Annotated in this window: 29 protein-coding genes; 23 read left to right on the forward strand and 6 right to left on the reverse strand. The window is 51.8% G+C overall.

Annotated features, from left to right (window positions below; all coding sequences use genetic code 11):
• Nucleotides 1-5 precede the first annotated feature (5 nt).
• The 17 genes from rpsN (at nucleotide 6) to AC22LX_RS18745 (ending at nucleotide 8454) form a co-directional block, all read left to right on the forward strand.
• The gene (rpsN, locus tag AC22LX_RS18665; RefSeq protein WP_002919667.1) at nucleotides 6-311 is read left to right on the forward strand and encodes a 30S ribosomal protein S14; all 306 of its coding nucleotides are present in this window, start codon (nucleotides 6-8) and stop codon (nucleotides 309-311) included.
• A gap of 33 nt (nucleotides 312-344) precedes the next feature.
• Complete coding sequence (rpsH, locus tag AC22LX_RS18670) at nucleotides 345-737, forward strand: 30S ribosomal protein S8 (protein ID WP_008807048.1); 393 nt, start codon at nucleotides 345-347, stop codon at nucleotides 735-737.
• A 12-nt stretch (nucleotides 738-749) separates the two neighbouring features.
• Nucleotides 750-1283, forward strand: a complete 534-nt coding sequence (gene rplF, locus AC22LX_RS18675; protein WP_008807049.1) for a 50S ribosomal protein L6 — start codon at nucleotides 750-752, stop codon at nucleotides 1281-1283.
• A gap of 9 nt (nucleotides 1284-1292) precedes the next feature.
• Nucleotides 1293-1646: a 50S ribosomal protein L18 gene (gene rplR / locus AC22LX_RS18680; protein ID WP_006817270.1), complete on the forward strand. Its 354-nt coding sequence runs from the start codon at nucleotides 1293-1295 to the stop codon at nucleotides 1644-1646.
• 14 nt (nucleotides 1647-1660) lie between these two features.
• A complete protein-coding gene (rpsE, locus tag AC22LX_RS18685) occupies nucleotides 1661-2164 on the forward strand; it encodes a 30S ribosomal protein S5 (protein ID WP_015703641.1) in 504 nt (167 codons plus the stop codon).
• A gap of 3 nt (nucleotides 2165-2167) precedes the next feature.
• Nucleotides 2168-2347, forward strand: a complete 180-nt coding sequence (gene rpmD / locus AC22LX_RS18690) for a 50S ribosomal protein L30 (RefSeq protein WP_001140434.1) — start codon at nucleotides 2168-2170, stop codon at nucleotides 2345-2347.
• Nucleotides 2348-2350: 3 nt separating this feature from the next.
• Nucleotides 2351-2785, forward strand: a complete 435-nt coding sequence (rplO, locus tag AC22LX_RS18695) for a 50S ribosomal protein L15 (protein ID WP_015369426.1) — start codon at nucleotides 2351-2353, stop codon at nucleotides 2783-2785.
• Nucleotides 2786-2792: 7 nt separating this feature from the next.
• On the forward strand, nucleotides 2793-4124 hold the full coding sequence (gene secY, locus AC22LX_RS18700) for a preprotein translocase subunit SecY (protein ID WP_015703640.1): 1332 nt from the start codon (nucleotides 2793-2795) through the stop codon (nucleotides 4122-4124).
• Between the two features lie 31 nt (nucleotides 4125-4155).
• On the forward strand, nucleotides 4156-4272 hold the full coding sequence (gene rpmJ / locus AC22LX_RS18705) for a 50S ribosomal protein L36 (RefSeq protein WP_000868187.1): 117 nt from the start codon (nucleotides 4156-4158) through the stop codon (nucleotides 4270-4272).
• A 146-nt stretch (nucleotides 4273-4418) separates the two neighbouring features.
• A complete protein-coding gene (gene rpsM / locus AC22LX_RS18710) occupies nucleotides 4419-4775 on the forward strand; it encodes a 30S ribosomal protein S13 (RefSeq protein ID WP_015369429.1) in 357 nt (118 codons plus the stop codon).
• Between the two features lie 16 nt (nucleotides 4776-4791).
• Nucleotides 4792-5181 carry a 30S ribosomal protein S11 gene (rpsK, locus tag AC22LX_RS18715; protein ID WP_004388621.1) on the forward strand — a complete coding sequence of 130 codons (390 nt, stop codon included), beginning with the start codon at nucleotides 4792-4794 and terminating at the stop codon, nucleotides 5179-5181.
• 32 nt (nucleotides 5182-5213) lie between these two features.
• Nucleotides 5214-5834, forward strand: a complete 621-nt coding sequence (gene rpsD / locus AC22LX_RS18720; RefSeq protein ID WP_002919224.1) for a 30S ribosomal protein S4 — start codon at nucleotides 5214-5216, stop codon at nucleotides 5832-5834.
• Between the two features lie 25 nt (nucleotides 5835-5859).
• Complete coding sequence (locus AC22LX_RS18725) at nucleotides 5860-6849, forward strand: DNA-directed RNA polymerase subunit alpha (RefSeq protein ID WP_002438685.1); 990 nt, start codon at nucleotides 5860-5862, stop codon at nucleotides 6847-6849.
• Between the two features lie 40 nt (nucleotides 6850-6889).
• Complete coding sequence (gene rplQ, locus AC22LX_RS18730; protein ID WP_004868344.1) at nucleotides 6890-7276, forward strand: 50S ribosomal protein L17; 387 nt, start codon at nucleotides 6890-6892, stop codon at nucleotides 7274-7276.
• A gap of 108 nt (nucleotides 7277-7384) precedes the next feature.
• Entirely contained in the window at nucleotides 7385-7753 is a 369-nt protein-coding gene (locus AC22LX_RS18735; protein WP_015369431.1) for a DnaJ family domain-containing protein, read from the forward strand.
• 2 nt (nucleotides 7754-7755) lie between these two features.
• Nucleotides 7756-8181, forward strand: a complete 426-nt coding sequence (zntR, locus tag AC22LX_RS18740; RefSeq protein WP_015369432.1) for a Zn(2+)-responsive transcriptional regulator — start codon at nucleotides 7756-7758, stop codon at nucleotides 8179-8181.
• 57 nt (nucleotides 8182-8238) lie between these two features.
• Entirely contained in the window at nucleotides 8239-8454 is a 216-nt protein-coding gene (locus AC22LX_RS18745; protein ID WP_045397936.1) for an alternative ribosome-rescue factor A, read from the forward strand.
• Here the strand turns inward: AC22LX_RS18745 and mscL are convergent, their stop codons facing one another.
• The 5 genes from mscL to def form a co-directional block, all read right to left on the reverse strand.
• A complete protein-coding gene (mscL, locus tag AC22LX_RS18750) occupies nucleotides 8455-8865 on the reverse strand; it encodes a large-conductance mechanosensitive channel protein MscL (RefSeq protein ID WP_015369434.1) in 411 nt (136 codons plus the stop codon).
• Between the two features lie 142 nt (nucleotides 8866-9007).
• Entirely contained in the window at nucleotides 9008-10384 is a 1377-nt protein-coding gene (gene trkA, locus AC22LX_RS18755; protein ID WP_015369435.1) for a Trk system potassium transporter TrkA, read from the reverse strand.
• A gap of 13 nt (nucleotides 10385-10397) precedes the next feature.
• Nucleotides 10398-11693: a 16S rRNA (cytosine(967)-C(5))-methyltransferase RsmB gene (gene rsmB, locus AC22LX_RS18760; RefSeq protein WP_047047073.1), complete on the reverse strand. Its 1296-nt coding sequence runs from the start codon at nucleotides 11691-11693 to the stop codon at nucleotides 10398-10400.
• Nucleotides 11694-11745: 52 nt separating this feature from the next.
• The gene (fmt, locus tag AC22LX_RS18765; RefSeq protein WP_487334135.1) at nucleotides 11746-12693 is read right to left on the reverse strand and encodes a methionyl-tRNA formyltransferase; all 948 of its coding nucleotides are present in this window, start codon (nucleotides 12691-12693) and stop codon (nucleotides 11746-11748) included.
• Between the two features lie 14 nt (nucleotides 12694-12707).
• Nucleotides 12708-13217, reverse strand: a complete 510-nt coding sequence (gene def, locus AC22LX_RS18770) for a peptide deformylase (protein ID WP_045397945.1) — start codon at nucleotides 13215-13217, stop codon at nucleotides 12708-12710.
• A gap of 129 nt (nucleotides 13218-13346) precedes the next feature.
• Between def and dprA the strand changes: the two genes are divergently transcribed.
• From dprA to AC22LX_RS18800, 6 genes are read left to right on the forward strand one after another with little or no spacing between them, the layout of a single operon-like run.
• Nucleotides 13347-14471: a DNA-protecting protein DprA gene (gene dprA, locus AC22LX_RS18775; RefSeq protein WP_045397948.1), complete on the forward strand. Its 1125-nt coding sequence runs from the start codon at nucleotides 13347-13349 to the stop codon at nucleotides 14469-14471.
• Nucleotides 14443-14916, forward strand: a complete 474-nt coding sequence (gene smg / locus AC22LX_RS18780; RefSeq protein ID WP_015369440.1) for a DUF494 family protein Smg — start codon at nucleotides 14443-14445, stop codon at nucleotides 14914-14916. Before dprA ends, smg begins: the two co-directional genes overlap by 29 nt.
• 26 nt (nucleotides 14917-14942) lie before the next feature.
• Complete coding sequence (locus tag AC22LX_RS18785) at nucleotides 14943-15497, forward strand: DNA topoisomerase family protein (RefSeq protein WP_015369441.1); 555 nt, start codon at nucleotides 14943-14945, stop codon at nucleotides 15495-15497.
• Complete coding sequence (gene tsaC, locus AC22LX_RS18790) at nucleotides 15490-16062, forward strand: L-threonylcarbamoyladenylate synthase type 1 TsaC (protein ID WP_015703634.1); 573 nt, start codon at nucleotides 15490-15492, stop codon at nucleotides 16060-16062. The genes AC22LX_RS18785 and tsaC overlap by 8 nt, the downstream gene beginning before the upstream one ends.
• A 3-nt stretch (nucleotides 16063-16065) precedes the next feature.
• Nucleotides 16066-16884, forward strand: coding sequence for a shikimate dehydrogenase (gene aroE / locus AC22LX_RS18795; protein WP_045397951.1), 819 nt, complete (start codon nucleotides 16066-16068; stop codon nucleotides 16882-16884).
• Nucleotides 16881-17138, forward strand: coding sequence for a DUF1488 family protein (locus AC22LX_RS18800; protein WP_487334136.1), 258 nt, complete (start codon nucleotides 16881-16883; stop codon nucleotides 17136-17138). The genes aroE and AC22LX_RS18800 overlap by 4 nt, the downstream gene beginning before the upstream one ends.
• On the opposite strand, the gene AC22LX_RS18805 is transcribed toward AC22LX_RS18800, so the two are convergent.
• Nucleotides 17114-17668, reverse strand: coding sequence for a gamma carbonic anhydrase family protein (locus tag AC22LX_RS18805; RefSeq protein ID WP_049059244.1), 555 nt, complete (start codon nucleotides 17666-17668; stop codon nucleotides 17114-17116). The two genes, AC22LX_RS18800 and AC22LX_RS18805, sit on opposite strands and share 25 nt — an antisense overlap.
• Nucleotides 17669-18111 lie beyond the last annotated feature (443 nt).

Genomic DNA, 18111 nt, shown 5'->3' on the forward strand with positions numbered 1-18111 from the left:
ACTTAATGGCTAAGCAATCAATGAAAGCACGCGAAGTAAAGCGCGTGGCTTTAGCTGATAAATTCTTCGCTAAACGCGCTGAACTGAAAGCTATCATCTCTGATGTGAACGCAACCGACGAAGATCGTTGGAACGCTGTTCTCAAGCTGCAGACTCTGCCGCGTGATTCCAGCCCGTCTCGTCAGCGTAATCGCTGCCGTCAAACAGGTCGTCCGCATGGTTTCCTGCGGAAGTTCGGGTTGAGCCGTATCAAGGTCCGTGAAGCCGCTATGCGCGGTGAAATCCCGGGTCTGAAAAAGGCTAGCTGGTAATTGTCACCAATTGAATCACGGGAGTAAAGACAGATGAGCATGCAAGATCCGATCGCGGATATGCTGACCCGTATCCGTAACGGTCAGGCCGCGAATAAAGCTGCGGTCACCATGCCTTCCTCCAAGCTGAAAGTGGCAATTGCCAACGTGCTGAAGGAAGAAGGCTTTATTGAAGATTTTAAAGTTGAAGGCGACATCAAGCCGGAACTGGAACTGACTCTTAAGTATTTCCAGGGTAAAGCTGTTGTAGAAAGCATTCAGCGTGTCAGCCGCCCAGGTCTGCGCATCTACAAACGTAAAGATGAGCTGCCGAAAGTTATGGCGGGTCTGGGTATCGCAGTTGTTTCTACCTCTAAAGGTGTTATGACTGATCGTGCAGCGCGCCAAGCTGGTCTTGGTGGCGAAATTATCTGCTACGTAGCCTAATCGGAGGAAAAAATGTCTCGTGTTGCTAAAGCACCGGTCGTTGTTCCTGCCGGCGTTGACGTTAAAGTCAACGGTCAGGTTATTACGATCAAAGGTAAGAATGGCGAGCTGACTCGTACTCTCAACGATGCTGTTGAAGTTAAACATGCAGATAATGCTCTGACCTTCGGTCCGCGTGATGGTTACGTAGACGGATGGGCTCAGGCTGGTACCGCGCGTGCCCTGCTGAACTCAATGGTTATCGGTGTTACCGAAGGCTTCACTAAAAAGCTTCAGCTGGTTGGTGTAGGCTATCGTGCAGCGGTCAAAGGGGATGTAGTAAACCTGGCTTTAGGTTTCTCTCATCCTGTTGAACATAAGCTGCCGGCCGGTATCACTGCAGAATGCCCGACTCAAACTGAAATCGTGCTGAAAGGCGCTGATAAGCAGGTGATCGGTCAGGTTGCAGCAGATCTGCGCGCCTACCGTCGTCCTGAGCCTTACAAAGGCAAGGGTGTTCGTTACGCCGACGAAGTCGTGCGTACCAAAGAGGCTAAGAAGAAGTAAGGTAACACTATGGATAAGAAATCTGCTCGTATCCGTCGTGCGACCCGCGCACGCCGCAAGCTCCAGGAGCTGGGTGCAACTCGCCTGGTGGTACATCGTACCCCGCGTCATATTTACGCACAGGTAATTGCTCCGAATGGTTCTGAAGTTCTGGTAGCTGCTTCTACTGTAGAAAAAGCTATCTCTGAACAACTGAAGTACACCGGTAACAAAGACGCGGCTGCAGCTGTGGGTAAAGCTGTTGCTGAACGCGCTCTGGAAAAAGGCATCAAAGATGTTTCCTTTGACCGTTCCGGGTTCCAATATCATGGTCGTGTCCAGGCACTGGCAGATGCTGCCCGTGAAGCTGGCCTTCAGTTCTAAGGTAGAGGTGTAAGATGGCTCACATCGAAAAACAAGCTGGCGAACTGCAGGAAAAGCTGATCGCGGTTAACCGCGTATCTAAAACCGTTAAAGGTGGTCGTATTTTCTCCTTCACAGCTCTGACTGTAGTTGGTGACGGTAACGGTCGCGTAGGTTTTGGTTACGGTAAAGCGCGTGAAGTTCCAGCAGCGATCCAGAAAGCGATGGAAAAAGCCCGTCGCAATATGATTAACGTCGCGCTGAATACTGGCACCCTGCAGCACCCGGTTAAGGGTACTCACACGGGTTCTCGTGTATTCATGCAGCCGGCTTCCGAAGGTACCGGTATCATCGCCGGTGGTGCAATGCGCGCCGTTCTGGAAGTCGCTGGGGTTCGTAACGTTCTGGCTAAAGCATATGGTTCCACCAACCCGATCAACGTGGTTCGTGCAACTATTGATGGCCTGGAAAATATGAAGTCTCCAGATATGGTCGCTGCCAAGCGTGGTAAATCCGTTGAAGAAATTCTGGGGAAATAAACCATGGCAAAGACTATTAAAATTACTCAAACCCGCAGTGCAATCGGTCGTTTGCCGAAACACAAGGCAACGCTGCTTGGCCTGGGTCTGCGTCGTATTGGTCACACCGTAGAGCGCGAGGATACTCCTGCTGTTCGTGGTATGGTCAACGCGGTTTCCTTCATGGTTAAAGTTGAGGAGTAAGAGATGCGTTTAAATACTCTGTCTCCGGCCGAAGGCTCCAAAAAGGCGGGTAAACGCCTGGGTCGTGGTATCGGTTCTGGCCTCGGTAAAACCGGTGGTCGTGGTCACAAAGGTCAGAACTCTCGTTCTGGCGGTGGCGTACGTCGCGGTTTCGAGGGTGGTCAGATGCCACTGTACCGTCGTCTGCCGAAATTCGGCTTCACTTCTCGTAAAGCAATGATCACCGCAGAAGTTCGTCTGTCTGATCTGGCTCACGTAGAAGGCGATGTGGTAGACCTGAACACGCTGAAAGCGGCTAACATTATCGGTATCCAGATCGAGTTCGCGAAAGTGATCCTGTCTGGTGAGGTAACTCGTCCGGTAACTGTTCGTGGCCTGCGCGTGACTAAAGGCGCTCGTGCTGCTATCGAAGCTGCTGGCGGTAAAATTGAGGAATAAGTAGCAGATGGCTAAACAACCGGGATTAGATTTTCAAAGTGCCAAAGGTGGAATTGGCGAACTGAAACGCAGACTTTTGTTTGTTATCGGTGCGCTGATTGTGTTCCGTATTGGCTCTTTTATTCCGATCCCTGGTATTGATGCCACTGTACTTGCCAAACTGCTTGAGCAACAGCGAGGCACCATCATTGAAATGTTCAACATGTTCTCTGGTGGTGCTCTCAGCCGTGCTTCTATCTTTGCTCTGGGGATCATGCCGTATATTTCGGCGTCGATCATTGTCCAGCTGCTGACCGTTGTTTATCAACCGCTGGCAGAACTGAAGAAAGAAGGGGAGTCTGGTCGTCGTAAGATCAGCCAGTACACCCGCTACGGTACTCTGGTGCTGGCTATATTCCAGTCGATCGGTATTGCTACCGGTCTGCCGAATATGCCTGGTATGCAGGGCCTGGTGATTAATCCGGGCTTTGCATTCTATTTCACCGCTGTTGTTAGTCTGGTCACAGGGACTATGTTCCTGATGTGGCTCGGCGAACAGATCACCGAACGCGGTATCGGAAACGGTATCTCGATCCTGATCTTCGCCGGGATCGTTGCGGGACTCCCGCCGGCCATCGCCCATACTATCGAGCAAGCGCGTCAAGGCGACCTGCACTTCCTCCTGTTGCTGTTGGTTGCAGTATTAGTATTTGCAGTGACCTTCTTCGTTGTATTCGTTGAACGTGGTCAACGCCGCATTGTGGTAAACTACGCTAAGCGTCAACAGGGTCGTCGTGTCTATGCTGCACAGAGCACACATTTACCGCTGAAAGTGAATATGGCGGGGGTAATCCCGGCAATCTTCGCTTCCAGTATTATTCTGTTCCCGGCGACCATCACGTCATGGTTCGGGGGCGGTACTGGTTGGAACTGGCTGACAACAATTTCGCTGTATTTGCAGCCTGGGCAACCGCTTTATGTGTTACTCTATGCGTCTGCAATCATCTTCTTCTGTTTCTTCTACACGGCGTTGGTTTTCAACCCGCGTGAAACAGCAGATAACCTGAAGAAGTCCGGTGCATTTGTACCAGGAATTCGTCCGGGAGAACAAACGGCGAAGTATATCGATAAAGTAATGACCCGCCTGACTCTGGTCGGTGCGTTGTATATCACTTTTATCTGCCTGATCCCGGAGTTCATGCGTGATGCAATGAAAGTGCCGTTCTACTTCGGTGGAACCTCGCTGCTTATTGTTGTCGTCGTGATTATGGACTTTATGGCTCAAGTGCAAACTCTGATGATGTCTAGTCAGTATGAGTCTGCATTGAAGAAGGCGAACCTGAAAGGCTACGGCCGCTAACTGGTCGCCCGAGAAGTTACGGAGAGTAAAAATGAAAGTTCGTGCTTCCGTCAAGAAATTATGCCGTAACTGCAAAATCGTTAAGCGTGATGGTGTCATCCGTGTGATTTGCAGTGCCGAGCCAAAGCATAAACAGCGCCAAGGCTGATTTATTCGCATATTTTTCTTGCAAAGTTGGGTTGAGCTGGCTAGATTAGCCAGCCAATCTTTTGTATGTCTGTACGTTTCCATTTGAGTATCCTGAAAACGGGCTTTTCAGCATGGTACGTACATATTAAATAGTAGGAGTGCATAGTGGCCCGTATAGCAGGCATTAACATTCCTGATCAGAAACATACCGTAATTGCTTTAACCGCAATTTTTGGTATCGGCAAGACCCGCTCTAAAGCCATCTGCGCTGAAACGGGTATCGCTGAAAATGTTAAGATCAGTGAGCTGTCTGAAGAACAGATTGATTCTCTGCGTGAAGCAGTAGGTAAATTTGTCGTTGAAGGTGATCTGCGCCGTGAAATCACCCTTAGCATCAAGCGTCTGATGGACCTTGGTTGCTACCGTGGTTTACGCCATCGTCGTGGTCTTCCGGTTCGCGGTCAGCGTACTAAGACCAACGCACGTACCCGTAAGGGTCCGCGTAAACCGATCAAGAAATAATCGGGGTGATTGAATAATGGCAAAGGCACCAGTTCGTGCACGTAAGCGTGTAAGAAAACAAGTCTCTGATGGCGTGGCTCATATCCATGCTTCTTTTAACAACACCATCGTTACCATCACTGATCGTCAGGGTAACGCGCTGGGTTGGGCAACAGCCGGTGGTTCCGGTTTCCGTGGTTCTCGCAAATCCACTCCGTTTGCAGCTCAGGTTGCAGCAGAGCGTTGCGCAGAAGCCGTAAAAGAATACGGCATCAAGAATCTGGAAGTTATGGTTAAAGGTCCGGGTCCAGGTCGCGAATCTACTATTCGTGCACTGAACGCCGCTGGTTTCCGCATCACTAATATTACTGATGTGACTCCGATCCCTCATAACGGTTGTCGTCCGCCGAAAAAACGTCGCGTATAACGCCTCGTTTCTAGGATTGTTGGAGAAAGAAAATGGCAAGATATTTGGGTCCTAAGCTCAAGCTGAGCCGTCGTGAGGGCACTGACTTATTCCTTAAGTCTGGCGTTCGCGCGATCGATACCAAGTGTAAAATTGAACAAGCTCCTGGCCAGCACGGTGCGCGTAAGCCGCGTCTGTCTGACTATGGTGTGCAGTTGCGTGAAAAGCAAAAAGTTCGCCGTATGTACGGTGTGCTGGAGCGTCAGTTCCGTAACTACTATAAAGAAGCAGCACGTCTGAAAGGCAACACCGGTGAAAACCTGTTGGCTCTGCTGGAAGGTCGTCTGGACAACGTTGTATACCGTATGGGCTTCGGCGCCACTCGTGCTGAAGCACGCCAGCTGGTTAGCCACAAGGCTATCATGGTAAACGGTCGTGTTGTTAACATCGCTTCTTATCAGGTAAAAGCGAATGACGTTGTTAGCATCCGTGAGAAAGCGAAAAAGCAATCTCGCGTGAAAGCCGCTCTGGAGCTGGCTGAGCAGCGTGAAAAGCCAACCTGGCTGGAAGTTGATGCTGGCAAGATGGAAGGTACGTTCAAGCGTCAGCCGGAGCGTTCTGATCTGTCTGCGGACATTAACGAACACCTGATCGTCGAGCTTTACTCCAAGTAAAGCTTAGTACCAAAGAGAGGACACAATGCAGGGTTCTGTGACAGAGTTTCTAAAACCGCGCCTGGTCGATATCGAGCAAGTGAGTTCGACGCACGCCAAGGTGACCCTTGAGCCTTTAGAGCGTGGCTTCGGCCATACTCTGGGTAACGCACTGCGCCGTATTCTGCTCTCATCGATGCCGGGTTGCGCGGTGACCGAGGTTGAGATTGATGGTGTACTGCACGAGTACAGCACCAAAGAAGGCGTTCAGGAAGACATCCTTGAAATCCTGCTCAACCTGAAAGGGCTGGCGGTGAGAGTTCAGGGTAAAGATGAAGTCATCCTTACTTTGAATAAATCTGGCATTGGCCCTGTGACTGCAGCCGACATTACCCACGACGGTGATGTCGAAATCGTCAAGCCGCAGCACGTGATCTGCCACCTGACCGATGAGAACGCATCTATTAGCATGCGCATCAAAGTTCAGCGCGGTCGCGGTTATGTGCCGGCTTCTGCCCGAATTCATTCGGAAGAAGATGAGCGCCCAATCGGCCGTCTGCTGGTCGACGCCTGCTACAGCCCTGTAGAGCGTATTGCCTACAATGTTGAAGCCGCGCGTGTTGAGCAGCGTACCGACCTGGACAAGCTGGTCATCGAGATGGAAACCAACGGCACAATCGATCCTGAAGAGGCGATTCGTCGTGCGGCAACCATTCTGGCTGAACAACTGGAAGCTTTCGTTGACTTACGTGATGTACGTCAGCCGGAAGTGAAAGAAGAGAAACCAGAGTTCGATCCGATCCTGCTGCGCCCTGTTGACGATCTGGAATTGACTGTCCGCTCTGCTAACTGCCTCAAGGCAGAAGCTATCCACTATATCGGTGATCTGGTACAGCGTACCGAGGTTGAGTTGCTGAAAACGCCGAACCTGGGTAAAAAATCTCTTACCGAGATTAAAGACGTGCTGGCTTCACGTGGTCTGTCTCTGGGCATGCGCCTGGAAAACTGGCCGCCGGCAAGCATTGCTGACGAGTAACCGGATCACAGGTTAAGGTTTTACTGAGAAGGATAAGGTCATGCGCCATCGTAAGAGTGGTCGTCAACTGAACCGCAACAGCAGCCATCGCCAGGCTATGTTCCGTAACATGGCAGGTTCGCTGGTTCGTCATGAGATCATCAAGACGACCCTGCCGAAAGCGAAAGAACTGCGTCGCGTAGTTGAGCCGCTGATTACTCTTGCCAAGACTGATAGCGTTGCTAATCGTCGTCTGGCATTCGCCCGCACTCGTGATAACGAGATCGTGGCAAAACTGTTTAACGAGCTGGGCCCGCGTTTCGCGAGCCGCGCCGGTGGTTACACTCGCATTCTGAAGTGTGGCTTCCGTGCAGGCGACAACGCGCCGATGGCATACATCGAGCTGGTTGATCGTGCTGAGCTGAAAGCAGAAGCTGCTGCAGAGTAATCTGTAGTAACGTAAAAAAACCCGCCCCGGCGGGTTTTTTTATATCTACCGCCACCCCACTTCATTACACTATCTGTACTCTTTTTGTTCATCCCTGGGAGCCGTATAATGTGGTTACTGGACCAGTGGGCAGAACGCCACATCCTCGACGCACAATCTAAAGGCGAGTTTGATAATCTGACGGGCAGCGGCGAACCGCTGGCGCTGGATGATGATTCACATGTGCCGCCGGAACTACGCGCCGGTTACCGCTTATTAAAAAATGCCGGCTGTTTACCACCTGAACTCGAGTTACGTAGAGATGCCATGGCGTTGAGCGACCTACTCAAGACCGTTGAGCATGACGACCCGCGGTATGCCGAGTTAAACCGTCGCTTGACTCTGTTTGAGCTGAAATTACGTCAGGCAGGGATGAATACCGATTTTCTACGCGGTGATTATGCCGATAGACTGTGGCACAAAATTAACGAGGAGTAGCTATGTATCGTATTGGCGAGCTGGCCAAACTGGCTGATGTCACCCCGGATACCATCCGTTATTATGAAAAGCAGCAAATGATGGATCACGACATCCGCACTGAAGGCGGTTTTCGCCTCTATTCGGATAACGATCTGCAGCGACTGCGTTTTATCCGTTATGCCCGGCAATTAGGCTTCACTCTGGAGTCGATCCGCGAATTATTATCGATCCGTATCGATCCCGAACATCATACTTGCCAGGAGTCTAAAGGGATCGTCCAGGCCCGGCTAAGTGAAGTCGAAGCGCGTATTAAAGAACTGGAAACGATGCGGCGTTCTTTACAGCGGCTGAATGATGCCTGCTGCGGCACGGCGCACAGTAGCGTTTACTGCTCAATTCTCGAAGCTTTAGAGCAAGGCGCCAGCGGTAGCCATGCCGGGCGTTGATTTTTTCCGCGCGCGGATTTACACTCGCGCCGAATTCATACATTCACTGGAGTTACTATGAGTCGCTATCAGCATACCAAAGGGCAAATTAAAGATAATGCGATTGAGGCATTACTGCATGACCCATTATTCAGACAGCGCGTTGAGAAAAATAAGAAAGGGAAAGGAAGCTATCAACGTAAAGAAAAACATGCAGGACGTAATGACCGGGAGGCCAGTGGCAAGCAAGCGAATCGCTTTTTTACCACTGGCCTTCTGCTTTCTGTGTGCTGATTAAGAACGGTTATTTTGTTCTTTTAACAGATCGCGGATTTCACTCAGAAGTACTTCTTCTTTGCTCGGCGCCGGAGCGGCAGGCGCTTCTTCTTTCTTACGGTTCAGTTTATTCATCAGTTTGATCGCCATGAAAATCGCGAAGGCGACGATGATGAAATCGAAGACGTTCTGAATAAACACGCCATAATGCATGACAACGGCCGGGACATCTCCCTGCGCATCGCGTAGCGTAACGGCGAACTGTTTAAAGTCGATCCCGCCAATAAGCAAACCCAGTGGAGGCATAATAATATCGGCCACTAAAGACGATACAATTTTACCGAATGCTGCACCAATGATGACACCCACTGCCAAATCGACAACATTCCCGCGCATTGCGAATTCGCGGAATTCTTTTAACATACCCATTTTACTCTCCTTGAGCCAGCTGACATTGATAAGTTTATCAAATGTATTTCCATTTTCCATTGCTGTTGAATAATTGCCGGAAAATATTATCCATTGATAAATAAGGGATAATAAAAAGGCGTCTGAGCGACGCCCATTGTAATTACAGGAAGAACGGGCTCGGCTGGAATAGTCTCTCAACGTCGGAGATAAATTTCTTGTCGGTCAGGAACATAATTACGTGGTCGCCTTGCTCAATACGTAAATTATTATTGGCGATCATTACGTCATTACCGCGCACTACCGCGCCAATAATCGTTCCCGGCGGCAGCTTAATTTCATCAATTGAACGGCCAACTACCCGAGAGGTGCTTTCATCGCCATGCGCGACGGCCTCAATCGCTTCGGCAACGCCGCGGCGTAGCGACGAAACACCGACAATATCAGCTTTACGTACGTGGCTCAGCAGTGCAGAAATAGTGGCTTGCTGCGGCGATATCGCAATATCAATCACGCTTCCCTGAACCAGATCGACATAAGCGCGACGCTGGATCAGCACCATGACCTTCTTCGCGCCCATCCGCTTGGCCAGCATTGCCGACATGATATTGGCTTCGTCATCATTGGTGACGGCAATAAAGAGATCGACTTGATCGATATGCTCTTCCGCCAGTAACTCTTGATCCGACGCATCGCCATAAAAGACGATCGTATTCTGCAGCTTTTCGGCAAGCTCAGCGGCACGCTGTTGATCGCGCTCGATCAACTTCACGCTGTAGTCTTTCTCCAGGCGGTGCGCGAGACCCGCGCCGATGTTGCCGCCGCCGACCAGCATAATGCGCTTGTAGGGTTTCTCCAGACGTTGGAGTTCGCTCATTACGGCGCGAATATGTTGCGATGCGGCGATAAAGAAAACTTCGTCGCCAGCTTCAACGATGGTTGATCCCTGTGGGCGAATTGGTCGGTCGTGGCGGAAAATTGCCGCAACGCGCGTGTCGATGTGCGGCATATGTTCACGCATCGTTGATAGTGCATTACCGACCAGTGGTCCACCGTAATAAGCCTTCACAACGGCCAGGCTCACTTTCCCTTCAGCGAAGTTCACTACCTGAAGCGCGCCCGGATATTCAATCAGACGGTAGATGTTATCGATGACTAATTGCTCCGGAGCAATCAGATGGTCAATTGGTACCGCTTCTGAATGAAAAAGTTTATCGGCATCGCGAACGTAATCCGGTGAACGAATTCGGGCGATACGATTCGGCGTATTAAACAGCGAATAGGCGACCTGACAGGCCACCATGTTGGTCTCATCTGAGCTGGTCACGGCGACCAGCATATCGGCATCATCGGCGCCAGCTTCACGCAGCACGCGCGGATGAGAACCGTGGCCCTGAACGACGCGGAGATCGAACTTATCCTGCAGACCGCGCAAACGGTCGCCATTGGTATCGACCAGGGTAATATCGTTGTTTTCGCCGACGAGATTTTCCGCCAGCGTGCCGCCTACCTGTCCGGCGCCAAGAATAATAATCTTCATCAGCAGTGACCCATTAATTCCGCTTTTTGATTAGCTTAGCGTAAAAGAAGCCATCGCCTTCTTCCGCCCCTGGCAGATTTTGCTGACCCGGGTTTTCCGGCGTCCCTGTCTCATGGAGTTCGGCATCTCTGGTACGGGCCAGGAAGGCGGCGATCTGTTGGCTATTCTCTTCCGGCAAAATAGAGCATGTCGCATAGACCAGCGTACCGCCCGGTTTCAGATGAGCCCAGGTGGCATCGAGAATTTCTGCCTGTAATTGCGCCAGCTCGGCGATATCGCGATCCCGGCGCAGCCATTTAATATCCGGATGGCGACGGATAACGCCGGTGGCCGAACATGGCGCATCAAGCAAAATACGGTCGAACTGCTCATCGCCGCACCACTGTTCAGGATAGCGGCCATCGCCCTGTTTCACTTCCGCTTTCATACCCAGACGTTTCAGGTTGTCATAGACACGAGACAGACGCTGCTGGTCGATGTCGACCGCCATTAGATTTGCCTGCGGGGCGACTTCCAGAATATGCGTCGTCTTGCCGCCCGGCGCCGCACAGAGATCGAGAATGCGCTCGCCGTTTTCCGGTTGCAAGTAGCGCATGCAGCCCTGAGCTGAGGCGTCCTGAACGGTGACCCAGCCTTCTTCAAATCCCGGTAACGCATGGACCGGGGCCGGGGAGGCAAGACGGACGGCATCCGGATAGTCCGGGTGAGCGAAACCCTGTAAACCCGCGTCTTCCAGCAGAGAGAGCCATTCATCTCGCGAATGATGACTGCGATTCACACGCAGCCACATTGGCGGGCGTAAATTATTAGCTGACACAATATCCTGCCATTGTTCCGGCCAGGCCTGCTGCAGACGTTTAAGCAGCCATTTAGGATGGAGATAACGGTTCTCATGCTGGGCGAATTCTGCCAGCAGCTCTTCCTGTTGGCGCTGAAACTGGCGTAATACGCCATTGATAAGCCCTTTAAGCTGCGGACGCTTAATTGCCACCGCGCCTTCCACCGTTTCCGCCAGCGCGGCGTGCGGGGGAATTCGCGTATAAAGTAGCTGATACAGGCCGACCATGATCAGGAAATGTACGGTACGCTGTTTGCCGGTCATCGGACGCGCCATTAGTTTACCAATCAGCCACTCGAGTTGGCTTAAGGTACGCAAGACGCCGAAGCACAGCTCCTGCAGCAGCGCTTTGTCTTTTTCGCTCACTTTTTGCTGAAGCGGCGGCAGAACATTGCTTAAAGACTGGCCTTTCTCTACGACCTGCTCAATAGCCTGGGCTGCCAGGCTGCGTAAATTACTATTCTTTTTCATAAGCGCAAAAATAAAAATGCCCGGCGAACCCGGGCTTTAGAAGAGAAGTGCGTCAGGCAAGGCGGTTTCCGGGGATAAACCATTCCCGGCGAGAGTTCAGTAAATCCTGGGTACTCATCGCTTTTTTCCCTGCCGGCTGCAGTGATTCCAGATTCAGAATACCGTTGCCGGTGGCAACCTGGATCCCTTGCTTGGTTGCTGCAACGATAGTGCCTGGCTCTGCGTTGGCGGATTCTGCAATAACGGATGCACGCCACACCTTCACCGGTTGCTCATCGATTTCCAGCCAGCTCATTGGCCAGGGATTAAATGCGCGGATACAGCGTTCGAGCTGTTCTGCGGAAAGCGACCAATCAATACGGGCCTCTTCCTTACTCAGCTTCTCGGCGTAACTGACTAGCGATTCGTCCTGAACTTCAGGCTCTGCGCTACCATCGGCCAGCTGCGCTAAGGTCGCCAGTAGACCCTCTGGGCCAAGGTCGGCCAGCTTATCGTACAGGCTACCGCTGGTATCTTCCGCGGTAATCGGGCAGGAGAGCTTATACAGCATGTCGCCGGTATCAAGACCGACGTCCATCTGCATGATGGTGACACCGGTTTCGGCATCGCCAGCCCATAGCGAACGCTGAATCGGCGCTGCGCCGCGCCAGCGAGGAAGCAGGGAGCCGTGAACGTTAATGCAGCCCAAACGCGGCATTTCAAGAACCGCTTTCGGCAGGATCAGTCCATAAGCCACGACGACCATAACATCGGCGTTAAGATCGGCAACCAGTTGCTGATTTTCCTGCGGACGTAGGGAGGATGGCTGGAAGACCGGTAGATTGTTGGCTTCAGCCAGCACTTTTACCGGGCTCGGCATCAATTTTTTGCCGCGACCAGCAGGGCGGTCGGGCTGAGTAAATACGCCAACCACCTGATGTTCAGACGACAACAGCGCGTCAAGGTGACGCGCTGCAAAGTCGGGGGTTCCGGCGAAAATGATACGTAGTGTTTGTGACACGTTAATCCTTGTTATCAGGCACGGGCGCGTAAACGATCCAGTTTCTCAACTTTCTGGCGAATGCGCTGCTGTTTGAGCGGCGACAGATAGTCAATGAACAGCTTACCGACCAGGTGATCCATTTCATGCTGGATACAGATAGCCAACAAGCCATCAGCTTCCAGCTCGAAAGCGTTGCCTTCACGGTCCAACGCGCGGATTTTTACGGTTTCGGCACGTGGAACCAGCGCACGTTGTTCCGGAATCGACAGACAACCTTCTTCAATGCCGGTTTCGCCGTCCTTTTCGAGTAGCTCTGGGTTGATGAGCACCAGGCGCTCTTCACGGTTTTCCGAGACATCAATAACGATAATACGCTGATGGATATCCACCTGCGTGGCGGCCAGACCAATACCTTCTTCAGCGTACATCGTGTCGAACATATCATCGACGATACGCTGAATTTCTGCATTCACTTCTTTGACCGGCTCGGCGACTTTGCGAAGGCGCTCGTCCGGAATATGTAACACTTGCAAAACTGCCATAAAGATCCAGAGTCGTATTCAGTAGTTGATAAGATTATTACCTCTATTCTAGACAAAACCCCCTCTAATTGACAGTCTCGCTAACCAATCACAAGGATTGGCTGAGCCGCTAATGGCAGGGGGGAACGGATGACGCCCACGGAGATTTGGCTGCGTCTGATGCGGGTGAATAACCTGTACGGCGATAAAATGGTATTAGTTGCGCGACGGCTGGCTGGCGCAGGTCATGCGGATAATGAAACGTTGCATGAGGCCGGTTTAACTAAAGCGCAGGCAATACAGTTTCTTGCCTTTAAGCAACAGGAGATTGACGCCTCACTGCAATGGTTAGAGCAACCAGAACATCATTTGCTTTCAGCGGATCATGCACGCTACCCGCCGCAGCTACGCGCTATCGACGATTATCCCGGCGCGCTGCTGGTGTGCGGTAATGTTGATCTCTTGTGTAGCCGACAGTTGGCGATCATTGGGAGCCGCGCGCACTCGTGGTACGGCGCGCGGTGGGGAAAGGCATTCAGTGAAGCGCTGGCGCGGTATGGCTTGACCATTACTAGCGGTCTGGCGTTGGGGATTGACGGCATTGCCCATCGCGGGGCGTTGGCGGTAAAGGGAAAAACCATCGCCGTATTAGGCAATGGTTTATCTGATATCTATCCGCACCGGCATCGGGCTTTAGCAAAGCAGATCGAGGAAAGCGGCGGCGCGCTACTTTCCGAATTTCCTCTCTCTGCGCGACCGTTACCGGGGAATTTCCCACGCCGCAACCGGATTATCAGCGGGTTAAGCGCTGGGGTTCTGGTGATAGAGGCCGCCTTGAAAAGCGGTTCCCTGGTAACTGTCCGCTGCGCGCTGGAACAGGGTAGAGATGTATTTGCCCTGCCTGGGCCAATTGGCAATCCAGGCTCTGAAGGGCCGCACTGGCTGATAAAGCAGGGAGCGGTTCCCGTTACCGCGCCGGAAGAGATCCTTGAGTATTGGCAATATGAGCTGTCAGCGCGGGAAGAGACCGCTGATTTGCTAAATAATTACGCAGATCAGCCTCCTGTAGCATTGCCATTTCCAGAGCTCCTGGCTAACGTAGGAGATGAGGTAACACCTGTTGACGTTGTCGCTGAACGTGCCGGCCAATCTGTGCCAGTAACCGTAGCCCAGCTACTTGAACTGGAGTTAGCAGGCTGGATCGCAGCTGTACCCGGCGGCTATGTCCGATTAAGGAGGGCAAGCCATGTTCGACGTACTCATGTATTTGTTTGAGACTTATATCCATAACGAAGCAGAAATGCGCGTGGATCAGGACAAACTGACGCGGGATCTGACCGATGCGGGTTTTGAGCGGGAAGACATCTATAACGCGTTAATGTGGCTCGAGAAACTGGCTGATTATCAGGAAGGTCTCGTTGAACCCATGCAGCTCGCCTCCGACCCGCTCTCTCTTCGGGTATATACCGATGAAGAGTGCCAGCGTCTGGATGCCAGCTGTCGAGGATTTTTACTCTTCCTCGAGCAGATCCAGGTGTTGAACCTCGAAACGCGAGAAATGGTGATAGAGCGCGTACTGGCGCTGGATACGGCAGAGTTTGAACTGGAAGACCTGAAATGGGTGATCCTGATGGTTCTGTTTAATATTCCGGGCTGTGAAAACGCCTATCAGCAAATGGAAGAATTACTCTTCGAAGTAAATGAAGGTATGCTGCATTAATCTTATTGCAGCAACATCGAGTTGTTATGACCAAATCAGCACTGTTTTCGGTGCGTAAAAACGAGCCCTGCCCGCAGTGCGGGGCCGAACTGGTGATTCGTTCCGGGAAACATGGCCCGTTTCTCGGCTGTTCTCACTATCCGGACTGTGACTATGTCCGTCCCCTGAAAAGTCAGGCGGATGGACATATCGTCAAGGTACTGGAGGGGCAAGAGTGCCCATCTTGCGGCGCTGTTATGGTGTTACGCCAGGGGCGCTTTGGTATGTTCATCGGCTGCAGTCGTTATCCCGAATGCGAACATACCGAGCTGATTGATAAACCTGATGAGACCGCTATCGCGTGTCCGCAATGCGGACAGGGTCATCTGGTGCAGCGTCGCTCCCGTTTCGGTAAAACCTTTCACTCCTGCGATCGCTACCCTGATTGCCAGTTCGTTATTAATTTTAAACCGGTGGCGGGCGAATGCCCTGAATGCCATTACCCGCTATTAATAGAAAAGAAAACCGCGCAGGGCGTTAAACGCTTTTGCGCCAGTAAACAATGTGGAAAGCCGATCCCGGCGGAACAAATAAGTGAATAAAAACCTGCCCTCAGAAACCGTCGCACAGGCTGTGGCGGTACTGAATAATGAACATGTTATCGCCTATCCAACCGAAGCGGTATTTGGCGTTGGTTGCGATCCGGATAGCGAAACGGCCGTGATGCGTCTTCTGGCGTTAAAACAGCGCCCTGTTGAAAAGGGACTGATTCTTATCGCCGCTAGCTTTGAACAGTTGAAACCGTATATTGATGATTCCCGGTTAAGCGACGCCCAGCGTGAAGCTATCTTTTCCTGTTGGCCCGGCCCGGTGACGTTCGTGTTCCCGGCGCGTCCGGATACCCCACGCTGGCTGACGGGGCGCTTTGATTCGCTGGCCGTGCGCGTTACCGATCATCCACTGGTAATTGAATTATGTGAAGCCTACGGAAAGCCGCTGGTCTCAACGAGCGCCAACTTAACCGGTCAGCCGCCGTGCCGGACTACTGCTGAAGTACGTGCCCAGTTTGGCGATAGTTTCCCGGTGGTGGATGGCGCAACGGGCGGGCGGCAAAACCCATCTGAAATCCGTGATGCCCTGACGGGTGAACAGTTCCGCCAGGGGTAATTTATGGAAACTTATGCCGTTTTTGGTAACCCTATAGCGCATAGCAAGTCGCCTTCCATTCATCAGTTGTTTGCCGAACAGTTACATATTGCGCACCCCTACGGTCGGGTACTGGCGCCATTAGATGATTTTGTGAATACCCTGGACGCTTTTTTCAACACGGGCGGTAAGGGCGCTAACGTGACCGTTCCCTTTAAAGAGGAAGCTTTTGCCCGTGCCGATGAACTCACTGAACGCGCCGCGCTGGCTGGTGCAGTCAATACGTTGAAGCGCCTGGAAGATGGCCGTCTGCTTGGCGACAATACGGATGGCATAGGGTTATTAAGCGATTTAGAGCGCCTGGGGTTTATCAAACCTGGTATGAGGATTTTATTGATTGGCGCAGGCGGCGCATCGCGTGGTGTATTGTTACCGCTGCTCTCTTTAGATTGCGCGGTCACTATTGTTAACCGTACTTTTTCCCGCGCTCATGAGCTGGCAACGCTTTTTGCTCATACCGGCAGCGTTAGCGCGTTACCGCTGGATAAACTGGAAGGCCACCAGTTTGACCTCATTATTAACGCGACGTCCAGCGGTATAAGCGGCGATATCCCGGCAATACCTTCCTCGTTAATTCATGACGACGTTTACTGCTATGACATGTTTTATCAGAAAGGAAATACGCCATTTCTGCATTGGTGCCAGCAGTATGGCGCTAAAAAACTGGCGGATGGATTAGGTATGCTGGTGGCTCAGGCCGCACATGCCGTTCTGCTGTGGCACGGTACGCTACCGGAAATTGCTCCGGTAATTGCCGTTTTACATCAGGAACTGAATGCGTGAACCAGGCGATCCAATTTCCCGATAGAGAAGAGTGGGACGCTGAACGGCAATGCATCCTATTCCCGGCGCTGGTCAATGGTATGCAGTTAACCTGCGCTATTCGGGGTAAGACACTGCAGCAACGATTCAGTGGCGATGAGCCAGCGCAGTGGCTGGCTCTATTTAGTGAACATCGCTGGGATCTGGAAGATGAAGCGGAAGCGCTAATTCGCGATCGGCAAGAAGACCCTCAGGGTTGGGTCTGGTTTTCCTGATCCAGGTAGTCGTCTTTCCACTTCACATAGTTGTTGGCTGAATACTTCAGCCCTGCATATTCCGCCTCCGTCAGGGGGCGGATTTGTTTTACCGGATTGCCAAAGTAGAGGTATCCGCTTTCCAGACGCTTGTTTTGCGGAACCAGGCTGCCGGCGCCGATCATCACGTCATCCTCTACTACCACGCCATCCAGCAGAATTGACCCCATTCCGACAAGAATGCGATTGCCGATAGTGCAACCGTGCAGCATGACCTTATGCCCGACGGTAACGTCCTCACCGATGAGCAGCGGATTACCTTCAGGGTTATAAGAAGACTTGTGGGTGACATGCAGGACGCTGCCGTCCTGAATATTAGAACGTGCGCCGATTGACACATAGTTCACGTCGCCGCGGATGGCGACCAGTGGCCAAATGCTTACATCATCGGCAATTCTGACGTCGCCTATCACAACGCTGCTGGGATCCAGCATCACCCGCAGACCGATTTGGGGAAATAATTCTTTATAAGGACGTATATTACTGGACATGACTGCCTCAACATCAGGGTAGATAAGCAGACTTTGGTAGCTTTCAGGCGCTCCCGCAACCCCTTTTTCTGATAAAAATTGAGCTATTTGAGCAATAACAGCGCGAAAAGCGCGAAAAACCATCATTCAGAAAAAAAGATCGAAAAAAGGCTTGTGCAAAAAAATGGGATCCCTATAATGCGCACCCACTGACACGGCAGATGTGAATCACTTCACACAAACAGCCGGTTCGGTTGAAGAGAAAAATTCTGAAATTCAGGGTTGACTCTGAAAGAGGAAAGCGTAATATACGCCACCTCGCGACAGAGCGCTAAAGCGCGTCGCAACTGCTCTTTAACAATTTATCAGACAATCTGTGTGGGCACTCAAAGTGACATGGATTCTTAACGTCCTCGGACGAAAAATGAATACCAAGTCTCTGAGTGAACATACGTAATTCATTA

The sequence above is a fragment of the Klebsiella sp. PK01 genome (assembly GCF_057624675.1).